The organism is Croceibacterium xixiisoli (assembly GCF_009827305.1).
Classification (GTDB): domain Bacteria; phylum Pseudomonadota; class Alphaproteobacteria; order Sphingomonadales; family Sphingomonadaceae; genus Croceibacterium_C; species Croceibacterium_C xixiisoli.
Genome location: NZ_WTYJ01000001.1, coordinates 324,740 through 350,580 on the forward strand (window position 1 = coordinate 324,740; position 25,841 = coordinate 350,580).

At 64.7% G+C, this 25,841-nt stretch carries 21 protein-coding genes; 11 read left to right on the forward strand and 10 right to left on the reverse strand.

Translation table 11 applies throughout. The features are described 5' to 3' along the window. Window positions 1-108: 108 nt before the first annotated feature. From GRI97_RS01540 to GRI97_RS01555, 4 genes are all read right to left on the reverse strand, one after another. A complete protein-coding gene (locus GRI97_RS01540; RefSeq protein ID WP_161389383.1) occupies window positions 109-1,731 on the reverse strand; it encodes an ABC-F family ATP-binding cassette domain-containing protein in 1,623 nt (540 codons plus the stop codon). 134 nt (window positions 1,732-1,865) lie between these two features. Next, complete coding sequence (locus GRI97_RS01545) at window positions 1,866-3,092, reverse strand: SGNH/GDSL hydrolase family protein (RefSeq protein ID WP_161389384.1); 1,227 nt, start codon at window positions 3,090-3,092, stop codon at window positions 1,866-1,868. 83 nt (window positions 3,093-3,175) lie between these two features. Then, window positions 3,176-5,527, reverse strand: coding sequence for an FtsK/SpoIIIE family DNA translocase (locus GRI97_RS01550; protein WP_161389385.1), 2,352 nt, complete (start codon window positions 5,525-5,527; stop codon window positions 3,176-3,178). A gap of 54 nt (window positions 5,528-5,581) precedes the next feature. Continuing rightward, window positions 5,582-6,148: a thiamine phosphate synthase gene (locus GRI97_RS01555; protein ID WP_161389386.1), complete on the reverse strand. Its 567-nt coding sequence runs from the start codon at window positions 6,146-6,148 to the stop codon at window positions 5,582-5,584. Between GRI97_RS01555 and GRI97_RS01560 the strand changes: the two genes are divergently transcribed. Next, complete coding sequence (locus tag GRI97_RS01560; RefSeq protein ID WP_161389387.1) at window positions 6,147-6,809, forward strand: YggS family pyridoxal phosphate-dependent enzyme; 663 nt, start codon at window positions 6,147-6,149, stop codon at window positions 6,807-6,809. The genes GRI97_RS01555 and GRI97_RS01560 overlap by 2 nt on opposite strands. 43 nt (window positions 6,810-6,852) lie before the next feature. Here the strand turns inward: GRI97_RS01560 and GRI97_RS01565 are convergent, their stop codons facing one another. After that, a complete protein-coding gene (locus tag GRI97_RS01565) occupies window positions 6,853-7,899 on the reverse strand; it encodes a rod shape-determining protein (RefSeq protein ID WP_161389388.1) in 1,047 nt (348 codons plus the stop codon). Between the two features lie 160 nt (window positions 7,900-8,059). Beyond that, complete coding sequence (locus GRI97_RS01570) at window positions 8,060-10,816, reverse strand: [protein-PII] uridylyltransferase (RefSeq protein ID WP_161389389.1); 2,757 nt, start codon at window positions 10,814-10,816, stop codon at window positions 8,060-8,062. Window positions 10,817-10,934: 118 nt separating this feature from the next. On the opposite strand from GRI97_RS01570, the gene lgt reads away from it, so the two are divergent. After that, window positions 10,935-11,813, forward strand: a complete 879-nt coding sequence (gene lgt, locus GRI97_RS01575) for a prolipoprotein diacylglyceryl transferase (RefSeq protein ID WP_202392545.1) — start codon at window positions 10,935-10,937, stop codon at window positions 11,811-11,813. After that, complete coding sequence (locus GRI97_RS01580; RefSeq protein ID WP_161389390.1) at window positions 11,810-12,895, forward strand: class I SAM-dependent methyltransferase; 1,086 nt, start codon at window positions 11,810-11,812, stop codon at window positions 12,893-12,895. The genes lgt and GRI97_RS01580 overlap by 4 nt, the downstream gene beginning before the upstream one ends. Before the next feature lie 128 nt (window positions 12,896-13,023). Here GRI97_RS01580 and GRI97_RS01585 read toward each other — a convergent pair whose 3' ends face one another. The 3 genes from GRI97_RS01585 to GRI97_RS01595 form a co-directional block, all read right to left on the reverse strand. Further along, window positions 13,024-13,320 carry a type II toxin-antitoxin system RelE/ParE family toxin gene (locus GRI97_RS01585; protein WP_161389391.1) on the reverse strand — a complete coding sequence of 99 codons (297 nt, stop codon included), beginning with the start codon at window positions 13,318-13,320 and terminating at the stop codon, window positions 13,024-13,026. Beyond that, on the reverse strand, window positions 13,317-13,586 hold the full coding sequence (locus tag GRI97_RS01590; RefSeq protein WP_328598475.1) for a type II toxin-antitoxin system ParD family antitoxin: 270 nt from the start codon (window positions 13,584-13,586) through the stop codon (window positions 13,317-13,319). The genes GRI97_RS01585 and GRI97_RS01590 overlap by 4 nt, the downstream gene beginning before the upstream one ends. 148 nt (window positions 13,587-13,734) lie before the next feature. Then, the gene (locus GRI97_RS01595; protein WP_328598476.1) at window positions 13,735-15,174 is read right to left on the reverse strand and encodes a PAS domain-containing protein; all 1,440 of its coding nucleotides are present in this window, start codon (window positions 15,172-15,174) and stop codon (window positions 13,735-13,737) included. Window positions 15,175-15,391: 217 nt separating this feature from the next. Here GRI97_RS01595 and GRI97_RS01600 point away from each other — a divergent pair, with 217 nt between their 5' ends. The 5 genes from GRI97_RS01600 (at window position 15,392) to GRI97_RS01620 (ending at window position 20,891) form a co-directional block, all read left to right on the forward strand. Continuing rightward, window positions 15,392-16,552, forward strand: coding sequence for an acyl-CoA dehydrogenase family protein (locus GRI97_RS01600; RefSeq protein WP_161389393.1), 1,161 nt, complete (start codon window positions 15,392-15,394; stop codon window positions 16,550-16,552). A gap of 46 nt (window positions 16,553-16,598) precedes the next feature. After that, window positions 16,599-17,579 carry an alpha/beta hydrolase gene (locus tag GRI97_RS01605; protein WP_161389394.1) on the forward strand — a complete coding sequence of 327 codons (981 nt, stop codon included), beginning with the start codon at window positions 16,599-16,601 and terminating at the stop codon, window positions 17,577-17,579. Between the two features lie 53 nt (window positions 17,580-17,632). Beyond that, complete coding sequence (locus GRI97_RS01610) at window positions 17,633-18,670, forward strand: alpha/beta hydrolase (protein ID WP_235917574.1); 1,038 nt, start codon at window positions 17,633-17,635, stop codon at window positions 18,668-18,670. A 7-nt stretch (window positions 18,671-18,677) separates the two neighbouring features. Next, entirely contained in the window at window positions 18,678-20,279 is a 1,602-nt protein-coding gene (locus GRI97_RS01615; protein WP_161389396.1) for a carboxyl transferase domain-containing protein, read from the forward strand. A gap of 183 nt (window positions 20,280-20,462) precedes the next feature. Continuing rightward, window positions 20,463-20,891: a tetratricopeptide repeat protein gene (locus tag GRI97_RS01620; protein ID WP_161389397.1), complete on the forward strand. Its 429-nt coding sequence runs from the start codon at window positions 20,463-20,465 to the stop codon at window positions 20,889-20,891. A gap of 13 nt (window positions 20,892-20,904) precedes the next feature. Here the strand turns inward: GRI97_RS01620 and GRI97_RS01625 are convergent, their stop codons facing one another. After that, on the reverse strand, window positions 20,905-21,552 hold the full coding sequence (locus GRI97_RS01625; RefSeq protein WP_161389398.1) for a TetR/AcrR family transcriptional regulator: 648 nt from the start codon (window positions 21,550-21,552) through the stop codon (window positions 20,905-20,907). A gap of 87 nt (window positions 21,553-21,639) precedes the next feature. Between GRI97_RS01625 and GRI97_RS01630 the strand changes: the two genes are divergently transcribed. Genes GRI97_RS01630 through GRI97_RS01640 form a run of 3 tightly spaced genes read left to right on the forward strand, consistent with a single transcriptional unit; the run spans window position 21,640 to window position 25,809 of the window. Continuing rightward, on the forward strand, window positions 21,640-23,088 hold the full coding sequence (locus tag GRI97_RS01630) for an efflux transporter outer membrane subunit (RefSeq protein WP_161389399.1): 1,449 nt from the start codon (window positions 21,640-21,642) through the stop codon (window positions 23,086-23,088). Then, window positions 23,081-24,238, forward strand: coding sequence for an HlyD family secretion protein (locus GRI97_RS01635; protein WP_161389400.1), 1,158 nt, complete (start codon window positions 23,081-23,083; stop codon window positions 24,236-24,238). The genes GRI97_RS01630 and GRI97_RS01635 overlap by 8 nt, the downstream gene beginning before the upstream one ends. Then, window positions 24,235-25,809: a DHA2 family efflux MFS transporter permease subunit gene (locus GRI97_RS01640; protein WP_328598477.1), complete on the forward strand. Its 1,575-nt coding sequence runs from the start codon at window positions 24,235-24,237 to the stop codon at window positions 25,807-25,809. The genes GRI97_RS01635 and GRI97_RS01640 overlap by 4 nt, the downstream gene beginning before the upstream one ends. Window positions 25,810-25,841 lie beyond the last annotated feature (32 nt).

Sequence of the window (25,841 nt, forward strand, 5' to 3'; positions counted from 1 at the left end):
TTTGTCGTATCGTTTGAAACCTGTTTGCCCGATTCCCGGCCTTTTGGAAACGGCAGACCGGGCCGGGCCGTTCCCCCGCATCAAGCCCGGATCATGCCGCGCGCGGGCTCAGCAGGCCAGCGCCCATTCGCTGGTGATCCCGATTGCCGCCAGGAAGGCCGGATCATGGCTGACGATCAGCAGGCCGCCGTCATATTCCGCCAGAGCCGCTTCCAGCGCTTCGATGGCTGCCAGATCGAGATGATTGGTCGGTTCATCCAGCATCAGCAGCCAGGGCGGATGGGCGCCGCCCATGGCGCAGGCGAGCCCGGCGCGTAGTCGCTCTCCACCTGACAATGTGCCCACCAGTTGCAGCGCGTCGCGATTGCGAAACGCGAAACGGGCGCAGGCGGCATGGGCCGCCTCTGCATCCAGATCCGGATGCAGGCGGCGGAAATTGGCGACGATGCTGTGTGCCGGGTCGAGCAGGCCGACATGCTGATCCAGCAGGGCAATGCGCCCCTCCGCGCGTTGCAGCCTGCCGCCATCGGCTTGCGCCTGGCCCGCCGCCAGCCGCAGCAGCGTGCTCTTGCCCGCGCCATTGGGCCCGGTCAGCGCCACCCGCTCTGCCCCGCGCAGGGCGAAGCTCCAGGGGCCCAGCAGGCGGCCGGGCTCCTCCACAGCCAGCCCATTTTGGCTGGCTCCCTTGCCGGCGGCAATGGTTACATCGTCCAGCGTCAGCAGGGCGGCACCCGATGGAACCTGTGCTGACGGCAGATGCATGGTCAGCGGGGCGATCACCTCCACCCTGGCGCGCGCGGCATCGCTGCGGGCTTCCGCCTCTTCCAGCAGCCGGGTGGATGTTCGTTCCCCCTGCGCGCCGCTGTTTTCCGCCCGTTCGGCCATGCGGCCCAGCAGGATGCGGGGTTCGGATTTCTTCGCCGCAAAGGCGCGTCCGGCCTTGTCGCGCCGGTCCTTGGCTTCGCGCCGGTACTGGGCGTCGCGCTGTTCCCCGCGCAGGGCGGTCTGTGCGCGGTCGCGTTCCTGCTCCGCGCGGGCAAGACGGGCATCGCGCAGCGCGGCGAATTCGGACCAGCCGCCACTGACGATATGGGTGCCGATCGGGGTGATCTCGACAATGCGGTCCATGGTTTCCAGCAGCGTGCGATCATGGCTGGCGATCAGCACGGCGCCCGGCCATTCGGCCAGCACGGCCTGCACCATGGCCCGCCCGGCAGCATCGAGATTGTTGGTCGGTTCATCCAGCAGCAGCAGATCGGGCTGCGCGATGATCAGCCCGGCCAGGCCCAGGCGCATGCGCTCCCCGCCGCTGAAACTGTCGATCGGGCGGGTGAGCAGACCATCGGCCGCCAGACCGAGCCGGTCGAGTGTCGCCGCTATGCGCGCTTCCAGCGTCCAGTCTGCAGCGTCGAAATCCGCCGCGCTGCCGGCGCCTTGGGTGATGCGGTCCAGCACGGCCAGTGGTTCAGCCAGGCCCAGCGCGTCGGCGGCGCTCAGATCCTCGGGCCAGTCCTGCCGCAACAGGCCGACTGTGCCACTGCAGGCGATGCTGCCGGCGGCGGGCAGACCCTGCCCGGCAATCTGCCGCAGCAGGGTGGATTTACCGGAACCGTTGCGGCCAACCAGACCCACTCGCTCCCCGGCGGAGAGCGACAGCGACAGGTCGGAAAATAAGCGGGTGCCTTCAGGCGTGGTGACGGAAAGCGAATCGATCGTGAGCAGGGCAGACATGGGATACCGTGATGACAGCAGGGACGATGGGCGTGTTGGCGATCGTCCTGATGTTCACGGTGGCTGCTCCTTGCTGCTTGAGGGGGCAATTTAGGGGGCGGCGGCGCAAATGCAACCGCCGCCCTGCCTGGCGATTATTGCGTCTTGAACAGCGTCAGATCGATGGAATCGCCCACCGCCTTGAGCCCGGCGTCGCTGCCATGCAGGAAATCCCCCATGTGATAGCCATTGCGCATGGCGCGCGGATCAACCGGATCGGCAAAGGCGGTATCGAACCGGACAATCCCGTCGAAGGCGCCGGAATTCAGGATCCAGTGGTTGATCGCCTGCCGTGCGGCTTCGCCCGCCTCGGTCCAGTAACCGGCACCCTTGTAGGGTCCGATCGGTGATGCGATCACCTTGATCCCCTTTTCATGTGCGCGGGCGATGATCTGCTTATAGCCGGCGATCATCTGTTCCACGTCGATCTGCGGCTGATCCAGCCCCGGCAGTTGCGGTTGGCTGGGGCCGCGTGCGCCATAACGGTTGCCGATGTCGTTCACCCCTTCGAACAGGATGATGTAGCGGACATTGGGCAGGCTCAGCACGTCTTCGTCGAAACGGGCCAGCGCCGCTTCCCCCATGCCCGGGCTCAGCACGCGATTGCCGCTTATCCCGGCATTGGCGACCGCCCAGTTCTGCCCGGCGGCATGCAGCCGGTTGGCCAGCACATCGGGCCAGCGGCGATTGGCTCCGGCGGTGGAGCCGACCCCGTCAGTGATCGAATCACCAAAGGCAACTATTGTGCCGGGGGAGGTGGCGGAATCGACCTCAACCGTGGTCAGGAAGGCGCGGTATTGCGCCCGAGCCACCGGCTGGAACGACTTGCCGACAAAATTGCCCGGGGGCGAAACGGCCAGTTCGTCCAGCCCGGTCAGATGGCAGGTGCAGGGCCCGGTCGATCGGGGCAGATAGATGTCCACCCGGATGCGCGACAGGGCCGGCAGCGGCAGGTTCACCGTGTCACTGACGAAGGGCGATCCCCGCGGGATCACCGCGCTGCCCCGGCCGCCAAACTGGAGCATATGGGCAGAGCCGGCGATTTCGGCCCCCTTGTCATCGATCCGCACGACCCGTGCCTGGCCGATTTCCAGCGGCCCGGGGCCATAGCGGTTGCTGAACCGCAGCCGCAGCCTGTCCCCACCGGCACTGACCCGCAGCACCTGGGTGATCGTGGCATTGTTCCATGAACCGGCGGCAAACTGCCCCTCGCTGGCAATCGGGGCATGGGGTGCCGCCGTCCAGGCGGCGACCCAGCGCGCCTGCGCCGGGGTGGCAAGCGCGGCGATTGCGGCCGCAGCGGCCATGAAAAATCGGACCATCGGCATCATCCCTCCCCGCGCGAATGTCTGTCGGCAGGCCATCCTGGCCGATCCGCCCCGCGCCTGGCTTCGTTTATTTCCTGTCAGAGCGGGTTGCCGTCGCGATCGCGGTAGATCTCGCGCCGGCCGACATGGTTGGACGGGCCGACCAGGCCATCCTCTTCCATGCGTTCGATCCATTTGGCTGCCGTGTTGTAGCCCACGCCCATCTGCCGCTGCAGCCAGCTGCCCGACGCCTTCTGCGCTTCGAACACGATCTGGCACGCCTGGCGATATTTGCGTTCTTCGGGATTGTCCGACGCGGTCAGATCATCCTCATACAGATACCCGCCGTCCTCCGGCTCTTCGGTGACCGAATCGATATAAACCGGCGATCCCTGGCCGCGCCAGTGATCGGCCACGGCCTCCACCTCCTCGTCGCTGACGAAGGGGCCATGCACGCGCTTGAGCGCCCCGCTCGACGGCTTGTAGAGCATGTCGCCCTTGCCCAGCAGCTGTTCAGCGCCCTGTTCGCCCAGGATGGTGCGGCTGTCGATTCGGCTGGTCACGTGGAAGCTGACGCGGGTGGGCAGGTTGGCCTTGATGACGCCGGTGATCACATCGACGCTGGGGCGCTGCGTGGCCATGATCAGATGGATGCCGGCGGCGCGGCTCTTCTGGCTCAGCCGCTGGATCAGCACCTCGATTTCCTTGCCGATGGTCACCATCAGATCGGCCAGTTCGTCGACGATCAGCACGATCTGGGGCAGCACTTCGTAATCGAGCTGTTCCTCCACGGCCAGCTCGTCACCCGTTTCCGGATCGAACCCGGTCTGCACCCGACGGCCGAGCGGCTTGCCCTTGGCCTTGGCGGCTTTGACGCGTTCGTTGAAGCCGGTCAGATTGCGCGCGCCGATGCTGCTCATCATGCGATAGCGGCGCTCCATTTCCTCGACCGCCCATTTCAGCGCCCGAACCGATTTCTGCGGTTCGGTCACCACGGGGGACAGGAGATGCGGAATATCGTCGTAGCTCTTGAGCTCCAGCACCTTGGGATCGATCAGGATCAGGCGGCATTCGCTGGGGGTGAAGCGATAGAGCAGCGACAGCAGGATGGCATTGAGCCCGACCGACTTACCCGAACCCGTGGTACCGGCGACCAGCAGGTGAGGCATGGCCGCCAGATCGGCCACGATCGGCTCGCCCGCGATATCCTTGCCCAGGATGATCGGCAGCCCGCCCTTGTTGTCGGCAAAGGCGGCGCAGGCCACCAGCTCGCGGAAACTGACCATCTGCCGGTCCGCATTGGGCAGTTCGATGCCCATCACCGTCTTGCCCGGAATGGACGACACGCGGGCGCTGATCGCGCTCATGTTGCGGGCAATGTCTTCGGCCAGGCCGATTACCCGGCTGGCCTTGATCCCCGGCGCCGGTTCCAACTCGTACATCGTAACCACCGGGCCCATGCGGACGGCGGTGATTTCGCCCTTCACGTTGAAATCGTCGAGCACATTTTCGAGCAGGCGGGCGTTCCGTTCCAGCGCCAGCTTGTCCAGCTTGGGCGCATTGTCGACCGGGATTTCTTCCAGCAGGTCAATGCCGGGCAGTTCGAAATCGGCGAACATGTCCTTCTGCTTGGCCGGTGACGCTTGCGCCGGACGCGGGGGGCGAGACGGATCGGTAATTTCGGGCGTGCGGCGATTGCTCTCCACCGGTTCGCTCTCGATCACCTCCGATGCGTTGTCAGCGCGTGGCGTGCGCTCCTTGCGCGCACGTGGCGCGCGCACCGGCGCGTCATCTTCGTCATCATTGCGGCGCGCAGAACGCCGCAATGTGCCCGGCAATGTCAGCAACTGGGCCCAATCGAGCGCGAACACCCGGCCTGCCAGACCCAGCCCGCCCAGCAGCAAGGCGCAGGCGCTCACCAGCACCGCCCAGCTCTGTGCCGCCTCCGGCAACAGCCCGGCAACGCCCTCTATCGCCCGCGCGCCCAGCAGCCCGGAAAGCCCGCCCAGCGATGCCGGCAGGCCGCTGCCCGCCTGGTCGAAAGCCAGCGACATGAAGGTGGCCAGCATCAGCATCGCCAGCAGCAGCAACCCCACGGTGCGCCACCAGCGGGCTCCCTCCGGCACCTCCTCATGATCGGCCTGGCGCCACAATTTGCGTGCGAAAGCATAGAGTAACGGCACCAGCAGCACGGATACGATGCCGAAGGCGACCAGCGCACTGTCAGCCACCCAGGCGCCCGCGCGGCCCATCCAGTTGGACACTTGATCGCCGGCAGCGGTGGAAGGAGACGGGTCCGTCTGGCTGTAGGACACCAGCGACAGGGCCAGGAACACCATGGCCGCAAACAGCAGCGCGGATGCCAGCAACTGCCCGGCACGACCCAGCGCCCGGCGGAAAGTCGCCCGCCAGTCTGCCGGATACGCCTTGACGATGGCGCGCGATGCCATGTGTTTTTCCCCTGAGTTCGTAGGGCGCCATAATCGCTGCCGGGCGCCGCCCCGTCAAGAATCCCGACAGGCCAGCCCGTCGATCGCCGCCCAACCGTGCCCGCGGAGCCGCCGGGCGCTGACCGGCGTCATCCCACCCAGTGCGATCACCGGCATCTGCGCGCGCCGCGCCAACAGCCTGAAACGCAGCACGCCCAGAGTTTTGCCACCCGGATGCGATCGCGTCGGGAATACCGGGGACAGCAGGATCGCCGCGGCACCAGTCCGATTGGCGGTGGCAATGTCCGGCAAACCATGCGCGGTCGCCAGCCGGTTGGTGGAGGGAAGAGGTGGGCCATAGCTGCCATGCGCACCCCAGCGCCGCGCCTGTTGCGGGGTTCCAGCCAGAAACACGGCAATCCCCCGCGCCGCGCATATCCGCGCAAGCATTTGAAAACGCGCCCGGCGTTGCGCATCGGGCAAATGGTAATGGCGAAAGATGAAGCCCGCCCCGCGCGGCAGGCGGCGCAGCGCCCGTTCCAGCCCGGCATCATTGCGCGCATCGGAAATCAGCCACAGATCGGGCAGGGATAGAGACGGGGTCTGGCGCCGGAGCATGGCATCGCTATAGGCGCCTGCCATGAAAAGCGCAGCCTCCTCGCTCGAACAGGTCCGCGAAGGGATCACTCATGCCTGCAGCATCGCCGGGCGCCGTCCGAACGATGTGACGCTTGTGGCGATCAGCAAGACCCAGCCGATCGACGCGATTGCCCGCCTGCTGGAGCAGGGGCAGCGCGTGTTTGGCGAAAATCGCGTGCAGGAAGCCGAAGCCAAATGGCCGGAACTGTGCGAACGCTGGGATGATGTCGATCTGCATCTGGTGGGGCAGTTGCAGTCCAACAAGGCGGATGACGCAGTCGCCCTGTTCGATTGCATCCATTCGCTCGACCGGCCCAGCCTGGTGACGGCGCTGGCCCGCGCGATGGACAAGGCCGGGCGGCAGGTGCCGTGTTTCGTGCAGGTGAATATCGGCGAAGAAGAGCAGAAGGGCGGCTGTGCGATTGCCGATCTGCCGGCGTTGCTGGATCAGGCGCGGCAGGCCGATGTTCCGGTGATCGGGCTGATGGGCGTGCCGCCGCTCGATATCGAACCGGCGCCGTTCTTCGCCTTCCTGGACAAGCTGGCCAGCGATAACGGGCTGGCCGGGCGCAGTTATGGCATGAGCGGGGATTATGAAACCGCGATCATGCTGGGCGCCACCCATGTGCGGGTCGGCACCGCGCTGTTCGGCGCGCGCGGCTAATGGACGGACGCCATCCCTGCGAACAGGGGACGGCGTCAAACGATCAGGCGGTGTGAAGCACGCCGCGATAGGCGGTATCTTCCAGCGTCTGGCCAGCGCCGCGCGCCACGCAGTTGAGCGGATCGTCGGCACGGAACACTGGCAGGCCTGTTTCATCGGCCAACACCAGTTCCAGCCCCTGCAGCAGCGATCCGCCGCCGGTCAGCACAATGCCGCGTTCGATGATGTCGGCGGCGATTTCCGGGGCGGTGATTTCCAGCGCCCGGCGCACGGTTTCCACGATCTGGCCGACCGATTCGGACAGCGCCTCCACCACTTCACCCTGGGTGATGATCTTTTCGGTGGGCACGCCACGCACCACGTCGCGGCCGCGAATGCGCGCGTCCATCTGCGGTGCGTCGGGCATGATCGTGGCGGCGCCGATTTCCTTCTTCACCCGTTCCGCTGTTGCTTCCCCGATGACGAGATTGTGATTGCGGCGCACGAAAGCGGCGATGGCATCATCCATCTGGTCGCCGCCGGTCCGGGCCGACAATGTAACGGCCATGCCGCCGACCGAGAGCACGCCGACCTCGGTCGATCCGCCGCCGATATCGACCACCATCGATCCAACCGGTTCGATCACCGGCAGATCGGCGCCGATGGCCGCCGCCATGGCTTCATCGATCAGGAAGACCTTGCGCGCGCCGGCGTTGGATGCTGCATCGCGGATCGCGCGGCGTTCCACGCTGGTCGATCCGGCGGGCACGCAGATCACGATTTCCGGGCTGCCGCGCATCCGCAGGCCGACATTGGTGCGCGCCTTGGCGATGAAATGCTTGAGCATTTCTTCCGCGATTTCCAGATCGGCGATCACCCCGTGGCGCAGCGGGCGGATGGTTTCGACCTTGTCCGGCGTCTTGCCCATCATCAGCTTGGCATCGTCGCCCACGGCACGAACGCGCTTGATGCCGTCGATGTTTTCCAGCGTCACGACCGAAGGTTCAGCCAGCGCGATACCATGACCCTTTACATAGACGACGGTGTTCGCCGTGCCGAGATCAATGGCCAAATCTGCTGTCTGAAGCGGAAGGAAACTCAGGAAAGACATTCGATACTACCTGCTGATGTAACGCGCCGGTGCGTTGTTGTGGCGATTGGTGCCGGTTGCTGTCTGCCAGATTAACAAGTGGCGGGATCGGGCGGGACGTCGATGACAGGTGCAATGCCCCCGCCAGAGTGAGCCGTGCCTGATCGGGCCCAACGTCTGATCAGGCTGCTTCGGCCTCCGCCGTTTCGCTCGCGGCCTTTAGCAGGGCTTCCTTGACCTGCGCCAGCCGTGATTTGGATGTCACCTTTCCACCCAAGAGATCAGTGACATAAAAAGAGTCGACCACCCGTTCGCCGAACTGGGTGATATGCGCCGAATTGACCATCAGACTGCATTCGAACAGCGTACGCGCCAGCCGGTTGAGCAGCGCAGGCCGATCGCGGGCATTGACCTCTATCACCGTGAAGCTGCGCGACGCGTCATTGTCGACGAACACTTCGGGCTGCACATCGAAGCTGGCCGCGCGGGGGCGGGCAAGCGGACGCTTGGCCAATTGCGGCACCAGTTCGATGCGGTTGGCGATGGCATCGCGGATGGAGATCTTGAGTCGTTCCAGCTGCTGATCTTCGCGGAACGGCTGGCCGACCGGATCCTGCACCAGGAAATTGTCCACCGCCTTGCCCGCATGGGTGGTGTGGATGCGCGCATCGATGATGTTCGCGCCGGCCAGATGGATAGCGCCGGCAATGCGATAGAACAGGCCCGGATGGTCATCGCCGATAACGGTCACGAGGGTGGCGCCGCGTTTGGGATAATAATGCGCGTGAATGCTCAGCCGGTCCTGCAACTGCTTGGCTGCGGCGTAATGCGGCAGGTTCAGCGCAATCACGTCTTCGGGTTCGGACAGCCAGAATTCATCGTCGAACCGGCTGTCGAGCTCATCGATCAGATGGCTCAGATCGCCGAGCATCTCGGCCACGCGAGCACGCTTGGCCGCCACGCGATGGGGCCGGCCATGGGCATTGTCACCCAGCCGCATGCGTTCTTCGGCGGCGAGATAGAGATCGCCGAGCAGCTGGCGTTTCCAGCTGTTCCAGATTCCCGGCCCGACGGCGCGGATATCGACGATAGTCAGCACCATCAGATGTCGCATCCGTTCCAGATTCTGCACCTGGGCGACGAAATCGTCGATTGTTTTGGGATCAGCCAGATCACGCTTGAAGGCCGTCGCGCTCATCAGCAGATGATAGCGAACCAGCCAGCTGACGAGCTGGGTTTCCGCTTCGTCCAGACCGAAACGGGGGCAGAGCGTCAGGGCTATATCGGCCCCCAGTTCCGAATGATCGCCGCCGCGCCCCTTGGCGATGTCATGCAGCAGGGTGGCGACATAGAGCACCCGGCGGCTGGCCAGCTTGGGGATCAGTTCGGTGGCGAGCGGGTGATCCTGCGTCAGTTCGCCGCGTTCGATCCGGCCCAGTAGGCCGATGGCGCGGATCGTATGTTCGTCCACCGTATAATGGTGGTACATGTCATACTGCATCTGCGCGTTGACCTTGCCGAAATCCGGCACGAAACGGCCGAAAACTCCGGATTCATTCATCCAGCGCAGTGCCGTTTCCGCGTCCCGCCGCCCGGTCAGCAATTTCAGGAACAGGGCGTTGGCGCGCGGATCCTTGCGCAGCTGGTTGTCCACCAGCGTGGCATCGCGTCGGATCACCCGCATGGTGGCCGGGTGGATTTCAAGCCCTTCTTCCTCGACGATCTGGAAGATTTCAATCAGGCGCACGGGATCTTGCGCGAACCAGCCATCGGTCGGCGCGCGCAGCCGCCCGTCCATCACGCGATAACCCTTGTAGTCGCGGGCGCGGCGGCGGAACGCGGCCAGCAGGCCGGTGGGCCGGCGGCGTTCGGCCATCTGTTCATCGATATGGGCCAGAAATACGCCGGTCAGATGGCCGACATGCTGCGCCTGCATGAAATAGAACTGCATGAAGCGTTCGACCGCGCTCTTGCCCGGACGATCGGCGAAATGCATGCGGGTGGCCACCTCGCGCTGCAGGTCGAAAGTCAGCCGGTCTTCGGCGCGCTTGGTGATGGTGTGCAGATGGCATCGCACCGCCAGCATGAAGTTTTCCGCCCGGCGAAAGCTGCGATATTCCTTGGTGGTGAGCAGGCCGACCTCGACCAGATCAGCCGCGCTGCGCACCCGGTGAACATATTTGCCGATCCAATACAGCGTCTGCAGATCGCGCAGCCCGCCCTTGCCGTCCTTCACATTGGGTTCAACGACATAGCGGCTATCGCCCATCCGCTTGTGCCGGGCATTGCGTTCTTCCAGCTTCTCGGCGACGAATTTGGCGCCCGAACCGGCCACGACTTCGCCCCAGAAGCGCTGGCTGGTTTCATCGAACAGCGCCTCGTCACCCCAGAGGTAACGCCCTTCCAGCAGGGCGGTGCGGATCGTCAGATCGCTCTTCGCCATGCGGACCATTTCATCGACGGAACGGCTGGACTGGCCGACCTTGAGGCCCAGATCCCACAGGTAATACAGCAGCGCCTCGATCACCTGTTCGCACCAGGCGGTGTTGCGCGCCGGGGTGATGAAGGCGATGTCGACATCGGAATGCGGCGCCATCTCGCCCCGGCCATAGCCGCCGACGGCGATCAGCGTCAGCCGTTCGCCGCTGGACCGGTTGCCCACGGGATAGACATCGCTGATCACATGATCGTGCAGCACGCGGATCAGCTGGTCGATCAGGAAGGCATAGCCGCTGGTGATCTCATGCCCGGCGGATGGTTTTTCCTCCAGCCGCTGTTCCAGTTCGCGCCGCCCATCCTCCAGCGCCTGGCGAACCAGCGCGAGCACATCGGCGCGGGCTTTTTGCGCGCCCTTTTCCCCCACGACCCCGGCAATCGCTTCGGCGAGGCGGCGGCGATCGATCACGGCGCGCTGGTTGGGGATTCTGAGAACGCTCACCCTATCCACATAGAACCTGCACCGCAGGTTGCAATCATCGCCCGGTTGCCGACTGCCCCTTTGCCATGGGCGCCGTTCCGTGCCAAAGGCGGCGCCTCAAGCGGGAGCATGCCTGACGATGTTGGACCTGATAGCCGCCGGTGCCGGTGAAGTGATCCGGTGGGAAGACCTTGGCCTGAGAAACGGCATCGATCTCGGCTTTTTCACCCTGCGGTTCTATTCGCTGGCCTATCTCGCGGGGATTTTTCTCGGCTATTGGCATTTGTCGCGGATGATCCGGGAACCTGGCAGCCCGATGGCGCAGCGTCATGCTGACGACCTGTTTTTCTATTGCACGCTGGGCATCATCATCGGTGGCCGGCTGGGCTATGCCACCTTCTACCAGCCGGAACTGTGGGGCAGCACCGACATCTTCAAGCTGTGGGAAGGTGGGATGAGCTTCCACGGCGGGCTGATCGGCACCACGCTGGCGATGATCTTCGTCAGCTGGCGCAACAAGCTGAGCCTGATCCGCGTGGGCGATTATGTCTCGGTCAATGTCGGGTTCGGCATGCTGTTCGGCCGTCTGGCCAATTTCGTGAACGGCGAACTGTGGGGCCGCCCGGCCGGCCCGGACGTGCCCTGGGCGATGATCTTCCCCTCCGATCCGCTGGGCCTGCCGCGCCACCCGAGCCAGCTGTATGAAGCCGGCTTGGAAGGTTTGCTGGTGATGGTGGTGATGCTGGCGCTGTTCTGGCGCACGACCGCCCGGTTCCGGCCCGGCCTGCTGGTCGGCGTGTTCGTGACCCTAATCTCGCTGGGCCGCTTCACGGCGGAGTTCTTCCGTTCGCCCGATGTGCAGCTGGCAGAATTCGCGGCGCGTACCGGGCTGAACATGGGGCAATGGCTCACCATTCCGCTGATCCTGGCGGGTCTGGGGCTGGTGGTGTGGGCGCTTATGCGTCCGCCGCTCGTGGCCACCACGCCGCCGCCCGCCCCAGAACCCTCCTCAGCATGACCGCCTCGTCGCCGGGGAAACCCGGCGATCCGCGGCTGCAGGCCAATCTGGGCGATGTGTTCCGCCGGCTGATCGCCAACACCGGACCGATCAGCCTGATGCATTACATCGCCGAATCCAATGCCCGCTATTATGCAGGCAAGGACCCGCTGGGGGTCTCCGGCGATTTCATCACGGCGCCGGAAATCAGCCAGATGTTCGGCGAAATGATCGGGTTGTGGCTCGCCGATCTGCATGGCCGCGCCGGATATTCCGGGCTGATCCATTATGTCGAGCTGGGGCCTGGGCGCGGCACGCTGGCGGCGGATGCGCTGCGGGTGATGCGCCGGTTCGGCCTGGATCCGCAGGTCCATCTCGTCGAAGGATCACCAGCCCTGCGCGCGGCGCAGCGCCAGGCGGTGCCGCAGGCGCAGTTTCATGACGATCTGTCCGATGTGCCCGATGATGCGCCGCTGCTGATCGTGGCCAATGAATTCCTCGACGCGCTGCCGGTGCGCCAGCTGGTTCGGGCAGAGGCAGGCTGGCGCGAACGCATGGTGGCGCTGAAGGATGGCGAATTCGTCTACGCCGCCGGATCGCTGCCGATGGATGCCGCCGTGCCCGACCATCGGCGCGAGGCGCCGATCGGTTCGATCATCGAAACCAGCCCCGCCGCTGCAACGGTGGTGGGGGAAGTCTCCGCCCGGCTGGTGGCGCAGGGCGGGGCCGCGTTGTTCATCGACTATGGCTATGCCGAGGAACGCTTCGGATCGAGCTTACAGGCCGTGCGCGCGCATGAGAAAGTCGATCCCTTCGCCGCTCCGGGCGAGGCGGACCTGACTACGCTGGTCGATTTCGCCGCCGCCGCAGAAGTAGCCCAGGCAAAGGGCGCGCGCTGGCTGGGTACCAATGGCCAGGGCGCCTGGCTGCGCGCTCTGGGCATCGAACAGCGGGCGCAGACGCTGACAGCGGGTGCGCCGGACCAGGCTGAGGCGATCGGCGTGGCGCTGAGCCGGCTGGCGGCCGATGATCAGATGGGCGAATTGTTCAAGGTGATGGGGCTGGTGGCGCCGGGATGGCCCGATGGGGCGGGGTTTGCCTGATTAAAGCGGGGGCGTGGCGCGCCCACCCCCGGCCCCTCCCGCAAGCGGGAGGGGAGCGAGATTTGGTCTGCGTAGCGGGGTGGGCCGAAGAAGCCGGAATTTTGCGCGTTCTGGATGGTCGTCTTGGTTCAATTCAGTTGCAGGGCCGCGTCGTGATCCTGTCCGGGTCCGAGGATGCGATGCACAAAGATGCCATGCTGCTCAACGGAATACAGAATCCCGTATCCCTTGTGGGATCGCCGCCTGATGCCGTGCTGTTCGTAGCGCGGCACCAGCGGGAAAGCGCGGGGGATTTCGGCAAGGCGCTTTATGGTATCACGCAGTTCGCCAACGAATGAGATGGCGCGCGCAGGGTTGTCTTTTTCTATATGGTTGGCGATGCTCTGGAGATCACGTCTGGCCCGCGAGGACAGGGTGATTGTCATCGGTTTGCGTTGCCATTCGCCTTCTGAATGTCGGTGACGAGCGTTTCAAAAACCTCGTCGAGATCGTGACCGCCCCCATTTTTCATTTCCTGAAGGCTTTCGTCTATCGACGCATCAAGATCCCTGAGCCAGCGTTCTTCATGGGCGATCGTGTTCTGGTCACGGCGGATCAGGTCGCGCACATAGTCGCTGATGCTGGCGTATTGGCCGTTTTCGATGCGGTCCTGCACGAAGTCCCGCATGGGATCAGGAAGCGATATGTTCATGGTAGCCATGGGGCAAAACCTCCGAGAGGCTATCATATGGCAAAAATTGCCATGATTTTCAATCTGGGTTGTTGTTGATCTGGACAGGCGGAAATTGAGCATTGTTCGGGCGCGGGGGTGGGCTGTTGTGGCGGACGTCAGCCCCGCCTCAGGCTGAAAGCGCGGCCTTGGCGATTGTCAGTTCGCAGATCATTCCGTCCGGTTCGAAGCTTCGTTGCCAACTGCCTTGCAACTGGCCGGTTATGCTCATTTCCACCAGGCGCGAACCGAAGCCATTGCTGACATCCTGCGGCGGGGGTGGGCCGCCGCTTTCCTGCCAGCGCAGGAGCAGCATGTCCGGGTTATCATCCCCGCCATCCCGAATGGTCAGGTCGATCACGCCGTCTTCGGCCGACAGCGCGCCATATTTGGCCGAATTGGTAGCCAGTTCGTGGAACACCAGCGCCAGCGGGGTGGCGGCGCGGGCGGCGATGGTGACGTCATCGCCATGCACGCGAACGCGCGATTCCCCGCCGCTGCCATAGGGAATGAACAGATCGTCCAGCATGCCATGCAGGCTGTTGCGGCGTTGCCCCTCGTCCGGACGGACATAGTCATGCGCCCGGCCCAGCGCGCGAATGGAGCCGTTCACTTCTTCGCTGAAGGCGCGGAATTCCGGCTGCTTGCGCGCGGAGAGGGAGATCAGCGCGGCCACAACGGCGAAGATGTTCTTGATCCGGTGGGATAATTCGCGCGCCAGCAGGTCGCGATGTTCGGCCAGGCGATGGATATCGTCGATATCGGTTGCTGTTCCGAACCAGCGGACGATTGCGCCGCTGTCATCCCGCACCGGTTCGGCGCGGGTCATCATCCAGCGATAGCTGCCATCGGCCCGGCGCACGCGATGTTCGCATTCATAGGGCTGCCCGCTGGCGAGCGAGGCCTGCCACAGGCTGTAGGAGCGATCGAAATCTTCAGGGTGGACGTGCGTGCCATAAAGATAGGTGGCACTGCCGGTGAATTCGATCAGCCGGCGGTTGAAGTAATCGATATTGCCCTGATTGTCGCAAGACCAGGCGATGGCCGGCATGGAATCGGCCAGCGCCCGCAACTGGTGCGTGCTGCGCTGTTCCAGCCGCGCCGTATCCAGCTCGTCACGCCGGCTCCACAGCCGCCGCATTGCGGCCTGGGCCAGCACCGTCAGCGCATTGCGCTGCAGATCGGTCAGCCCTGCGGGGCGCGGATCGGTGTCGATCACGCACAGTGCCCCCAGCGCCGCCCCTTCGGCAGACAGCAGCGGCTGGCCGGCGTAAAAGCGGATATGCGGTTCGCCGGTCACCAGCGGATTGGTGGAAAATCGGCCATCCTGCGTGGCATCGGGCACCTCCATCACGGCGGCCTGCATCATCGCATGGGCGCAGAAGGATGTGCTGCGTGGGGTTTCTTCCACCGCTATCCCCACCCGGGCCAGAAACCGCTGCCGATCCTGTTCGACCAGTGTGATCATGGCGATCGGCGCATGGCACAGATCGGCCACCAGCCGCACGATCGCGGTCAGTTCGTCATCATCGGCCAGCGCATCGGGATCGTGTTTGCGCAGCACTGCCACGCGCTCATCATCCCGTGACCAGGAAGCGATGGGCGTGGCCAGTCCAGGCCAAGGGGAAGGATCGGGGGTTTTCAAATATGCTCTCCGTCCGGTGCAGTAGATTATTACAGTTCAATGCGGAAGCAAAAGCGATGCGGTGACAGGGAACAGATTTCCGCTGCAACCGGTTTCCGCCAATTGCAGCAGGCGCTATGTTCGTCCGCGAGAGGAAGCCGCCATGAAAGCAACGCCGGAATTCGATTTCGCCCTGGGTGACGATGCGGAGATGATCCGTGACACCGTGGCCCGCTTTGCCGATGAAGAGGTGGCGCCGCTGGCCGAGGTGACGGATCGTGAAGACCGCTTTCCCCGCGCGCTGTGGCCGGCGATGGGTGATCTGGGGCTGCATGGCATTACCGTGGCGGCTGAGGATGGCGGGCTGGGGCTCGACTATCTGGAACATGTGCTGGCGATCGAGGAAGTGAGCCGAGCTAGCGCCTCCATCGGGCTGTCCTATGGGGCGCATTCCAATCTGTGCATCAACCAGATCGCGCGCTGGGGCACGGCCGAACAGAAGGCCCGCCATCTGCCCGCGCTGATCGATGGCCGCCATGTCGGGGCCCTGGCGATGAGCGAGCCCGGCGCCGGATCGGATGTCGTATCCATGAAGCTGCGCGCCGACCGCACCGACGGCGGCTGGCGGCTGAATGGCACCAAATTCTGGATCACCAATGGGCATGAGGCCGATGTGCTGGTGGTCTATGCCAAGACCGACCCTGCCGCCGGATCGAAGGGGATCACCGCCTTCCTGATCGAGCGCGATTTTGCCGGATATCGGCCGGGTCAGAAAATCGGCAAGCTGGGTATGCGCGGATCGCCGACCAGCGAACTGGTGTTCGAGGATTGCCATGTGCCCGACAGCCATGTGCTGGGCGCCGTCGGCGGCGGGGTGAAGGTGCTGATGAGCGGGCTGGATTATGAACGCGCGGTGCTGGCCGGCGTGCAGATCGGCATCATGCAGGCCTGCCTGGATGTCGTGATCCCCTATCTGCGCGAACGGCAGCAGTTCGGCCAACCGATCGGCAGCTTCCAACTGATGCAGGCGAAGGTGGCGGATATGTATGTCGCGCTGCAATCGGCGCGGGCCTATACCTATGCCGTCGCGCGTGCCTGTTCCGCCGGGCAGACCACGCGCTTCGATGCGGCGGGCGCGATCCTGCTGGCGAGCGAGAATGCATTTCGCGTGGCCGGGGAGGCGGTGCAGGCGCTGGGCGGGGCGGGTTACACCACCGATTGGCCGGTCGAACGCTATTTGCGCGATGCCAAGCTGCTGGACATCGGCGCCGGAACAAACGAGATCAGGCGCATGCTGATCGGGCGTGAGCTGATCGGCCTTTAATGAACAAGCCCCGGCACAACAGGGGCGTGGCCAATATGGGGGAATGATGCTGCGGAAATTGGCTCTCGCATGCAGTGCGCTGATCGGTCTGGCGGCCATGCCGGCGCAGGCGCGCACGGACCGGATCACCGTGCATGGCGTTTCGCTGGAAGGAAATCTGGAGGGGAACTCACCCGATCGCCAGGTGCTGGTGTTCCTGCCGCCCAGCTATGACAGCGCATCGGACCGGCGTTTTCCGGTGGTCTATTTTCTGCATGGCTATTTCGCCGATGCCGACAAATATGATGCGCAGGTGCAGTTCCAGCAGGCGGTGGATGAAGCCGCTGCTGCCGGCAACGAGATGATCGTGGTGGTTCCCGATGCCTTCACCAAGTTCAAGGGCGCGATGTACAGCACATCGGTGACCACCGGCGATTTTGAAGGCTTCGTGGCGCGCGATCTGGTCGGCCATATCGATGGCACCTATCGCACGCTGGCACAGCCGGAAAGCCGGGGCCTGTCGGGCCATTCGATGGGCGGTTACGGTACGCTGAAGATCGCGATGAAGCATCCGGGCGTGTTTTCCAGCATCTATGCCATGGCGCCCTGCTGCCTGGCGCCATCGCCGATCACGGCGGAACAGGCGCAGGCGGCGTCGCAGCTGACCGATGCCCAGATCGCCACCGCCGGTTTCGGCGAAGCGGCCGCTGCTGCATCGCTGGCGGCATGGGCACCCGATCCGCACAATCCGCCCAACTTCATTGCCGCCGGGCCGGATGATGCCCTGCGCACCGCGCGGCTGCATGCCAATTCGCCGCTGGTGCTGTTGCCGCAATATGTGCCGGTGCTCAAGGCGTTGACGGGCATTGCCATCGATGTCGGCGACAAGGATTTCCTGCTGAAGGATGACACCTGGATGCATGAGGAACTGACCCGGTTCGGGGTGGCCCATGATTGGGAAATCTTCGATGGTGATCACGGCAGCGGCGTGACGCCGCGGTTCCGCAGTGAGCTGCTGCCGTTCTTCCAGCGCCACCTGAAGCGCTGAACAATTGATATAAAACAAGCGTTTGTTGCGCATCAAAAAGAGGGAAGATGTCGATGTTGAAGAGATGGATAGCCGGTTCCGCCCTGCTGCTGGGCGTGCTGGCCGCGCCGGTGCAGGCACAGAATATCACCGCCCCGGCGCCGCCGGTGCCGGCCGGGATCACCGTGGAAGCGGTGAAGGTTCCGGGCCCGAGCCTGGAAGGCAATCTGGAAGGCAATGCCACCGAACGCGAAGCGATGGTCGTGCTGCCGCCGAGTTATGGCAAGGAACCCAACCGCCGCTATCGCGTGGTCTATTACCTGCATGGCTTTGCCATCGATGCGCGCAATTTCTTCAACTTCATGCATGTGCCCGAAGCGGTCGCCCATTCGGCGACGCGCGGTGAAGAATTCATCGTCGTCATTCCCGACACGCTGACCAAGATGGGCGGCAGCATGTATGCCAGCTCCGTCACGACCGGCGATTTCCGTGCCTTCATCGCCAAGGATCTGGTCGGCTATATCGACAGCCATTATCGCACTATCGCCAATCGTGGCGGGCGCGGGCTGGCCGGCCATTCGATGGGCGGCCACGGCACCTGGGTCGTCGGCATGAGCTACCCCGATGTGTTCGCCGGGCTCTATGCGCAGAATGCCTGCTGCATCAGCCCGCGCACCGAAACCGTGGAATCGGCGCAGGCGATGGCTGCCGTGCCGTTCGATCATGTCGATGCCGCCGGCTTCGGCATGCGCGCCGGGCTCGCCTCCGCCGTGGCCTGGGCCCCCAATCCGCAGAACCCGCCCTATTATGTCGACTTCCCCATTCGCGATGGCGCGGTCGATCCGCTGGTGATCGCCAAATGGGCAAACAATTCGCCGGTCGCGATGGTCCCGGCCCATGTCACTGCCCTGCGCAGCTTCCGTGCGATCGGGCATGACGTCGGCGACAAGGACAGCCTGCTTCGCGATGACACGATGATGCATGAAGAACTCAACCGCTTCGGCATCAAGCATGACTGGGCCGTCTATGATGGCGACCACACCAACCGGATCGGCCAACGGTTCGATGAAGTGGTGCTGCCCTTCTTCGCTCGCATCCTGGACAAGGAATGATCGCAAGATGAGCGCACCGGTCCTCTCCAGCGCGCTCGACCGTGACAGCCCGGACAGCCGGGCACGGTCGGCGCACAATCGCGCGCTGGCAGAGGATCTGCGCAATCGGGTGGCCGCCGCCGCGCGTGGCGGCCCCGAAGACAGCCGGCAGCGGCATGTCGCCCGGGGCAAGCTGTTGCCGCGCGACCGGGTCGAACATTTGCTCGATCCGGCATCGCCCTTCCTCGAAATCGGGCAGCTGGCGGCGAACGGGCTTTATTCCGATGAAGTGCCAGGCGCCGGGGTGATCGCCGGGATCGGCCGGGTTTCCGGGCGATTGTGCATGGTGCTGGCCAATGATGCGACGGTGAAGGGCGGTACCTATTTCCCGCTGACCGTGAAGAAGCATCTGCGGGCGCAGGAAATCGCGCAGGAAAACCGCCTGCCTTGCCTCTATCTGGTGGACAGCGGCGGGGCCAATCTGCCGCATCAGGCGGAGGTGTTCCCCGATCGCGACCATTTCGGGCGCATCTTCTACAATCAGGCGACTATGTCCGCCCGGCGCATTCCGCAGATCGCCTGCGTCATGGGCAGTTGCACCGCGGGTGGGGCCTATGTCCCGGCGATGAGCGACGAGACGGTGATTGTGCGCGTTCAGGGCACGATCTTCCTGGCCGGGCCGCCGCTGGTGAAGGCAGCCACAGGCGAAGAGATCAGCGCGGAAGATCTGGGCGGGGGAGATCTGCATGCGCGCAAATCGGGCGTGGTCGATCATCTGGCGGATAGCGATGCCCATGCGCTGACCATCCTGCGGGACATCGTCAGCAATCTGGGCGCGCGCAGCCCGGCGGTGATCGAGCGCCGCGATCCCGAACCGCCCCGCTATGCCGCCGAAGATCTCTATGCGATCATTCCGGAAGATGTGCGGGCGCCCTATGATGTGCATGAGGTGATCGCCCGGTTAACCGATGGCAGCCGGTTTCAGGAATTCAAGCCGCTGTTCGGCAGCACGCTGGTGTGCGGTTTTGCCCATATCTGGGGCATGCCGGTGGCCATTCTGGCCAACAATGGCGTGCTGTTTTCCGAAAGCGCGCAGAAGGGCGCCCATTTCATCGAACTGGCGTGCCAGCGCGGCATTCCGCTGCTGTTCCTGCAGAATATCTCCGGCTTTATGGTTGGCGGCAAATATGAGGCGGAAGGGATCGCCAAGCATGGCGCCAAGCTGGTCACCGCCGTTGCCACCGCGCAGGTGCCCAAGATTACGGTGGTGATTGGCGGCAGTTTCGGCGCCGGCAATTACGGCATGTGCGGGCGGGCCTATTCCCCCCGCTTCCTGTTCACCTGGCCCAATGCCCGGATCAGCGTGATGGGCGGGGAACAGGCCGCCAGCGTTCTCGCCACCGTGCATCGCGATGCGGGCAATTGGTCGGCGGAAGAGGAAGAAGCGTTCAAGGCGCCGATCCGGCAGAAATATGAAAGCGAAGGCAATCCCTATTACGCCACGGCGCGTTTGTGGGATGACGGGGTGATCGATCCGGCGCAGACCCGCGATCTGCTGGGGCTGGCGCTGGGCGCCTGCCTGGAAGCACCGATCGCAGACACGTCGCAGTTCGGGGTGTTCCGCATGTGATGCATGGTGCGGATCCGGGGGGGATCCGCAATTCGGGGCCAGCGGCCATCCACCGCGCAGTCTGGCGGCGCTTGATTTGTTGCGCGATTCCCGCTTTCGCTCCCGGAGTGTCACACGGCAATCAGGATCGCCCGCTATCCTGGATTGCCCGGGCGCGGGCGCGCCCTTCAGGAAAGAATTACCATGGCCGAACTCAACGCCGATATTCACGACCAGATCTCGCAACTGGGCGAAGAGGGCAATATCCGCGCCGACTCCGGCGATTACACCCGTGCGCTGGGCCTGTTCGGGCAGGCCTGGGAATTGCTGCCCGAACCGAAGAAGGATTGGGAAGCCGCCACCTGGGTATTGGGCGCGATCGGTGACATCAGTTTCCTGAACGGCGATTATGCCGCCGCGCGTGATGCGCTGCGCGGATCGCTGGAATGCCCGGATGGGTTGGGCAATCCGTTCCTGCATCTGCGGTTGGGCCAGGCCCTGTTCGAACTGGGCGAGGAAGATGCAGCCGCTGACGAATTGATGCGCGCCTATATGGCCGGCGGGGATGACATCTATGAAGATGACGATCCCAAATATCTGGCCTTCCTGCGCACCCGCGCGGATATCGACTGAGCGATCACCCGGTTCAGCGGGCAGGTGGGCCCTCCATGGCATAGCCGTGGAGAAACATGTCCACCGCTTCGCCGACTTCGCGGTCGATCGCCTCGGCCGAAATATCGGGGTCAAGCCCCCACATGCTGTGCATGAACAGGCGATAGATGCACAGATGGTGCAGCTGCGCCGAGGCGCGCAGACTGTCGACCGGGCGCAGTCTGCCGGCGGTGATCTGCCCATCGAGATAGGCGGCCAGCACCTTGTGCCGGCGCAGCGGCGCATGTTCGTAGAAAATCCGGCCGATTTCGGGGAAGCGCGACGCCTCCGCAATGACCAGGCGGAACAGCGTGGCGATATTGGATGACAGCATGGTGCGGAGGAATTCCGTGCCATAGCCCAGCAGTGTCTGACGCAGGTCGGCTTCGGGCTTGAGCGCGCTGATCGGGCTGAAATCACGGATCCAGACCTCCAGCGCCTCGGCAAACAGCTCTTCCTTGGACGAAAAATAGCTCCACAGCGTGGTCTTGGATCCGCCCAGTTCCGCCGCAATCGCCGACATGCTGGTCGCGCCATAGCCATATTCGGTGAAATGCCGCTGCGCCACCGCCACTATGGCGGCGCGCCGTTCCTGCCGCCGCGCCGCGCGCTTGCATTCGATCGGGTCGGTTTTGGCCTGCATGATAAAAAATGTACTCTCCAGTACGGTACCCTTGACTCAATCCCGGCTCAGGCGCAAGGGCGCAATCGTACTGAGGAGTACGGTTGAGTGACACAGAGACTCGTCCTGATATCGGTGCTGGCGCTGGCCGCCTGTGCGCCCGTGCCGGGGGAAATCGCCCGGCTGCAGCCCGTTGAAAACCTGGCCGCGCGGCACAGCCTGGCCACCACCGCGCCCGCCGCATGGCCGGGCCGGATCTGGTGGACCGATTATGGCGATCCGCAGCTGGCGGCATTGATCGAGGAAGCACGGGCCGGGTCGCCCGATATTGCCGCGGCGACAGCCCGAATGCGCCAGGCCGATGCGCTGGCCCGGCAGGCAGGTGCGGCTTTGCTGCCCACGTTGGGGGTTGCAGCCGATGTCGGGCTGAACAAGCAGAGCTATAACAATGGCATCCCGGCCGATTTCGTCCCCAAGGGCTGGAATGATACCGGCCGCCTCTCGATCAATGCCGGTTTCGATCCCGATCTCTGGGGCCGCAACCGCGCCGCGCTGGCCGCCGCTACGTCGCAGGCTCAGGCTGCGGCGGTCGACCGGGAACAGGCATTGCTCATGCTGTCGACCGGGATTGCCGGCGCCTATGCCGATCTGGCGCAGCTGTTTTCGCAACGCGATCTGGCCGAACGGACGCTGGCCATTCGCGATGAGGCGGTGAAGCTGACTGGCGACCGCGTGACCATCGGACTCGACAATCGCGGGGTGATGCAACTGGCGGAATCGCGCCAGTCCAGTGCGCGCATGGAACTGGCCGCCACCGATGAAGCGATCGCTCTGACCCGCAACCGCCTGGCGGCCTTGATCGGCGCTGGTCCGGATCGCGGGCGCGCCATCACGGCACCCGAGATCGCCGCCTTCCAGCCGCATGGCCTTCCAGCGCAGATTGCGCTCGATCTGGTCGGGCGCCGGCCCGATATCGTTTCGGCGCGGCTGCGGGCAGAGGCGGCCACGGCGCAAATCCGCAGCGCGCGGGCGGCATTCTATCCCAATATCAACATCGCCGGGCTGTTCGGGCTGCAATCGCTGGGGCTGAGCAATCTGTTCGATGGCGGATCGACCTATGGCTCGGTCGGGCCGGCCTTGAGCCTGCCGCTGTTCAATCGCGGGGCGCTGACCGGGCAATTGCGCGGGGCGGAGGCCGGGTCGGATCTGGCGGTGGCCAATTACGACGCCACGCTGGTGGCCGCCGTGCGCGAAGCGGCCGACGCTGCGGCGTCGATCGGCAGCCTGGAACAGCAGCTGGCCCATGCGAAGACCGCGCTGGCCGGCGCCAATGGCGCGCATGACATCACGCTGCAACGCTATCGCGGCGGGCTGGGCACCTATCTGGACGTGCTGGCGGCCGAAGATGCGGTGATCGCCGCCCGCCGCGCGGTCGCGGATCTGCAGGTGCGCGCCTTCACCCTCGATATTGCTCTGGTCCGCGCGCTGGGCGGCGGATTTGCGGAAGCTTCCCTTCATCAGGCGCAGATCGCGCAAACAGGACATGATCATGGCTGATCAGACAATCCCATCGGGCAATGCGGACGCGACGGAAACCGGCGCGAATTCGGGGCTGCGGCGCCGGCTGTTCATCATCTTCGCGGTGGTGCTGACGCTGGCCGCTGCCATCGTGCTGATCTGGCAGCTGGCCTTTGCCGGCGGGTCGGTATCGACCGACAATGCCTATGTGAATGCAGAGGTGGCGCAGATTACCCCGGCGGTGGCCGGGCCGGTGGCGCAGGTGCTGGTGCAGAACACCGCCGAGGTGAAGGCCGGCGATGTGCTGGTGCGGATCGATGATGCCGATGCGCGGATCGCCTTGGCGCGGGCCGAGGCGGAGCTGGCCCGGGCTGAACGTGGCTATCGCAACACCGCGCAGACCGGCGAATCGTTGCTGGCGACGGCCGATGCGCGGGCATCGGATATTGGCGCGGCCCAGGCGCAATTGCGCGTGTCGCAGGCCAATTTCGACCGGGCGAAGGTGGATTACGATCGGCGCAAGACATTGTCGGAAACGGGCGCAGTGTCGGGCGATGAGCTGACCGCGGCGACCAATGCGCTGCGCAATGCCCAGGCCAGCCTGGCGCTGGCGCAGGCGCAGGTGACGCAGGCCCAGGCCAATCGCAGCGCCGCCCAGCGGCAGGCATCGGCCAGCCTGGCGCTGACCCGGGGCACGACCGAACAGTCGAGCCCGGAAGTGCTGGCCGCGCGGGCCGCGCGGGATCAGGCGCAGCTGGATCTGGACCGGACCGTGATCCGCGCGCCCTTCGATGGCGTCATCGCCCAGCGACAGGTGCAGGTGGGGCAGCGCGTTGCGGCGGGAACCCCGATGATGACGCTGGTTCCGCTGAACCGGCTCTATGTCGATGCCAATTTCAAGGAAGGCCAGTTGCGCAATGTGCGCCCCGGGCAGACGGCGGAAATCACGTCTGACCTCTATGGCGGCGATGTGGTCTATCATGGCCGCGTGGTCGGGCTGGGCGGGGGAACCGGTTCGGCCTTCGCGCTGATCCCGGCGCAGAATGCCACCGGCAACTGGATCAAGGTGGTGCAGCGCCTACCCGTGCGGATCGAGCTCGATCCCAGGGAACTGGCCGCCCACCCGCTGCGGGTAGGCCTGTCCATGGATGTGCGTGTGGATGTTCGCGCGGATGTGAGCGGCAAGTGAGCCGCGCCGTCACAGGCAAGGCTGCCGGCCCTGCCACCCGGCCTGATCATGCAGAACCGGAACCGCTGTCCGGCGCGCGGCTGGCGATGGCGGCGCTGGTGCTGGGGCTGGCCAATTTCATGGTGCTGCTCGATTCGACCATTGCCAATGTCAGCCTCGCCCATATTTCCGGCAGCCTGGGCGTATCGTCGAGCCAGGGGACGTGGATCATCACCTCCTACGCCGTGTCCGAAGCGATCTGCGTGCCGCTTACCGGCTGGCTGGCCGGGCGGTTCGGCACTGTGCGCACCTTCACCTTTGCGCTGAGCGGCTTCACGCTCTTTTCGGTGCTGTGCGGCCTTTCATCCACGCTGGGCATGCTGATCGCCTGCCGTGTGGCGCAGGGATTGTGCGGCGGGCCGCTCATGCCGCTGTCGCAAACGCTGCTGCTGCGGATCTTCCCGCGGGAGAAAGCGGGTCTGGCGATGTCGGTCGCCGCGATGACCACCATCGTCGCGCCGATTCTGGGGCCAATCCTGGGTGGCACGATCAGCGACGAATGGTCCTGGCCATGGATCTTCTTCATCAATCTGCCGCCGGCTGCGCTGTGCCTGTTCGGGGTGATGACCCTGCTGCGCCGCTATGAAACGCCCACCTTCCTGCGCCGGGTCGATCTGGTCGGACTGGCGATGCTGGTGTTCTGGGTCGGCTGTTTCCAGATCATGCTCGATCTTGGGCGCGAACATGACTGGTTCGGATCGCCGATTATCATCGGCCTGGCGGTGGCGGCCGGCATCGGCTTCGTCGCCTTCCTGATCTGGGAACTGACCGATGATCAGCCGATCGTGGATTTGCGGGTGCTGCGCCATCGCGGGCTGGCCCCGGCCACCATTGCGCTCTCCATCGGCTTCGGCACCATCTATTCCTCGGTCGTGGTGGTGCCGATGTATCTGCAATCGGTGATGGGCTACACCTCCACCTGGTCCGGCTATGCCATGTCGGCGATGGGCATGTTCGCCATTTTGCTGGCCCCGATTGCCGGGCGATCGGGCAAATGGATCGATATGAGGATCACCGCCTGTTTCGGCCTGATGTGGCTGGGGGTCGTGTCCTATTTCCGCGCGGAATGGAGCGTCGGGCTGGAATTCTGGTCTTACACCTGGCCGCAATTGCTGCAGGGGCTGGGTACGCCGTTCTTCATGATCGGGCTGATGACGCTGGGGCTGGCGACGGTGCCGCCGCGCGATACCGCATCGGCGGCCGGGCTGATGGCTTTCGTGCGCACGCTGGCGACCGCGCTTGCCACCTCGATCATCACCACCCAATGGGCCGATGGCACGCAGGAAGCGCGCGCGCATCTGACCGGGCTGGGCACGCAGGATAGCAGCTTCATGGATCAGATGATGGCCATGGGCATGAGCCTGCAACAGGCGCGCGGCGCGCTGGCGCAGCTGTTGGAGCAGCAGGGGGCGGCGATTGCCGCGAACCATCTGTTCATGGAAACGGCGGTGCTGTGCATTCTGGCGGCCCAGCTGATCTGGCTGATCCCCAAGCCGAAAATGGGCGCCCGTCCGGCAGCGCCCAGCCATTGAGGCAGAGGGTGTGCGGGCGGGGCTGGTGTCAG

Excerpts from the sequence above, each read along its gene's own strand:
- GRI97_RS01540 (WP_161389383.1), bottom strand. The coding sequence starts at position 1,731 with ATGTCTGCCCTGCTCACGATCGATTCGCTTTCCGTCACCACGCCTGAA.
- GRI97_RS01545 (WP_161389384.1), bottom strand. The coding sequence starts at position 3,092 with ATGGTCCGATTTTTCATGGCCGCTGCGGCCGCAATCGCCGCGCTTGCC.
- GRI97_RS01550 (WP_161389385.1), bottom strand. The coding sequence starts at position 5,527 with ATGGCATCGCGCGCCATCGTCAAGGCGTATCCGGCAGACTGGCGGGCG.
- GRI97_RS01560 (WP_161389387.1), top strand. The coding sequence starts at position 6,147 with ATGAAAAGCGCAGCCTCCTCGCTCGAACAGGTCCGCGAAGGGATCACT.
- GRI97_RS01555 (WP_161389386.1), bottom strand. The coding sequence starts at position 6,148 with ATGGCAGGCGCCTATAGCGATGCCATGCTCCGGCGCCAGACCCCGTCT.
- GRI97_RS01565 (WP_161389388.1), bottom strand. The coding sequence starts at position 7,899 with ATGTCTTTCCTGAGTTTCCTTCCGCTTCAGACAGCAGATTTGGCCATT.
- lgt (WP_202392545.1), top strand. The coding sequence starts at position 10,935 with ATGTTGGACCTGATAGCCGCCGGTGCCGGTGAAGTGATCCGGTGGGAA.
- GRI97_RS01580 (WP_161389390.1), top strand. The coding sequence starts at position 11,810 with ATGACCGCCTCGTCGCCGGGGAAACCCGGCGATCCGCGGCTGCAGGCC.
- GRI97_RS01585 (WP_161389391.1), bottom strand. The coding sequence starts at position 13,320 with ATGACAATCACCCTGTCCTCGCGGGCCAGACGTGATCTCCAGAGCATC.
- GRI97_RS01590 (WP_328598475.1), bottom strand. The coding sequence starts at position 13,586 with ATGAACATATCGCTTCCTGATCCCATGCGGGACTTCGTGCAGGACCGC.
- GRI97_RS01600 (WP_161389393.1), top strand. The coding sequence starts at position 15,392 with ATGAAAGCAACGCCGGAATTCGATTTCGCCCTGGGTGACGATGCGGAG.
- GRI97_RS01605 (WP_161389394.1), top strand. The coding sequence starts at position 16,599 with ATGCTGCGGAAATTGGCTCTCGCATGCAGTGCGCTGATCGGTCTGGCG.
- GRI97_RS01610 (WP_235917574.1), top strand. The coding sequence starts at position 17,633 with ATGTTGAAGAGATGGATAGCCGGTTCCGCCCTGCTGCTGGGCGTGCTG.
- GRI97_RS01615 (WP_161389396.1), top strand. The coding sequence starts at position 18,678 with ATGAGCGCACCGGTCCTCTCCAGCGCGCTCGACCGTGACAGCCCGGAC.
- GRI97_RS01620 (WP_161389397.1), top strand. The coding sequence starts at position 20,463 with ATGGCCGAACTCAACGCCGATATTCACGACCAGATCTCGCAACTGGGC.
- GRI97_RS01625 (WP_161389398.1), bottom strand. The coding sequence starts at position 21,552 with ATGCAGGCCAAAACCGACCCGATCGAATGCAAGCGCGCGGCGCGGCGG.
- GRI97_RS01635 (WP_161389400.1), top strand. The coding sequence starts at position 23,081 with ATGGCTGATCAGACAATCCCATCGGGCAATGCGGACGCGACGGAAACC.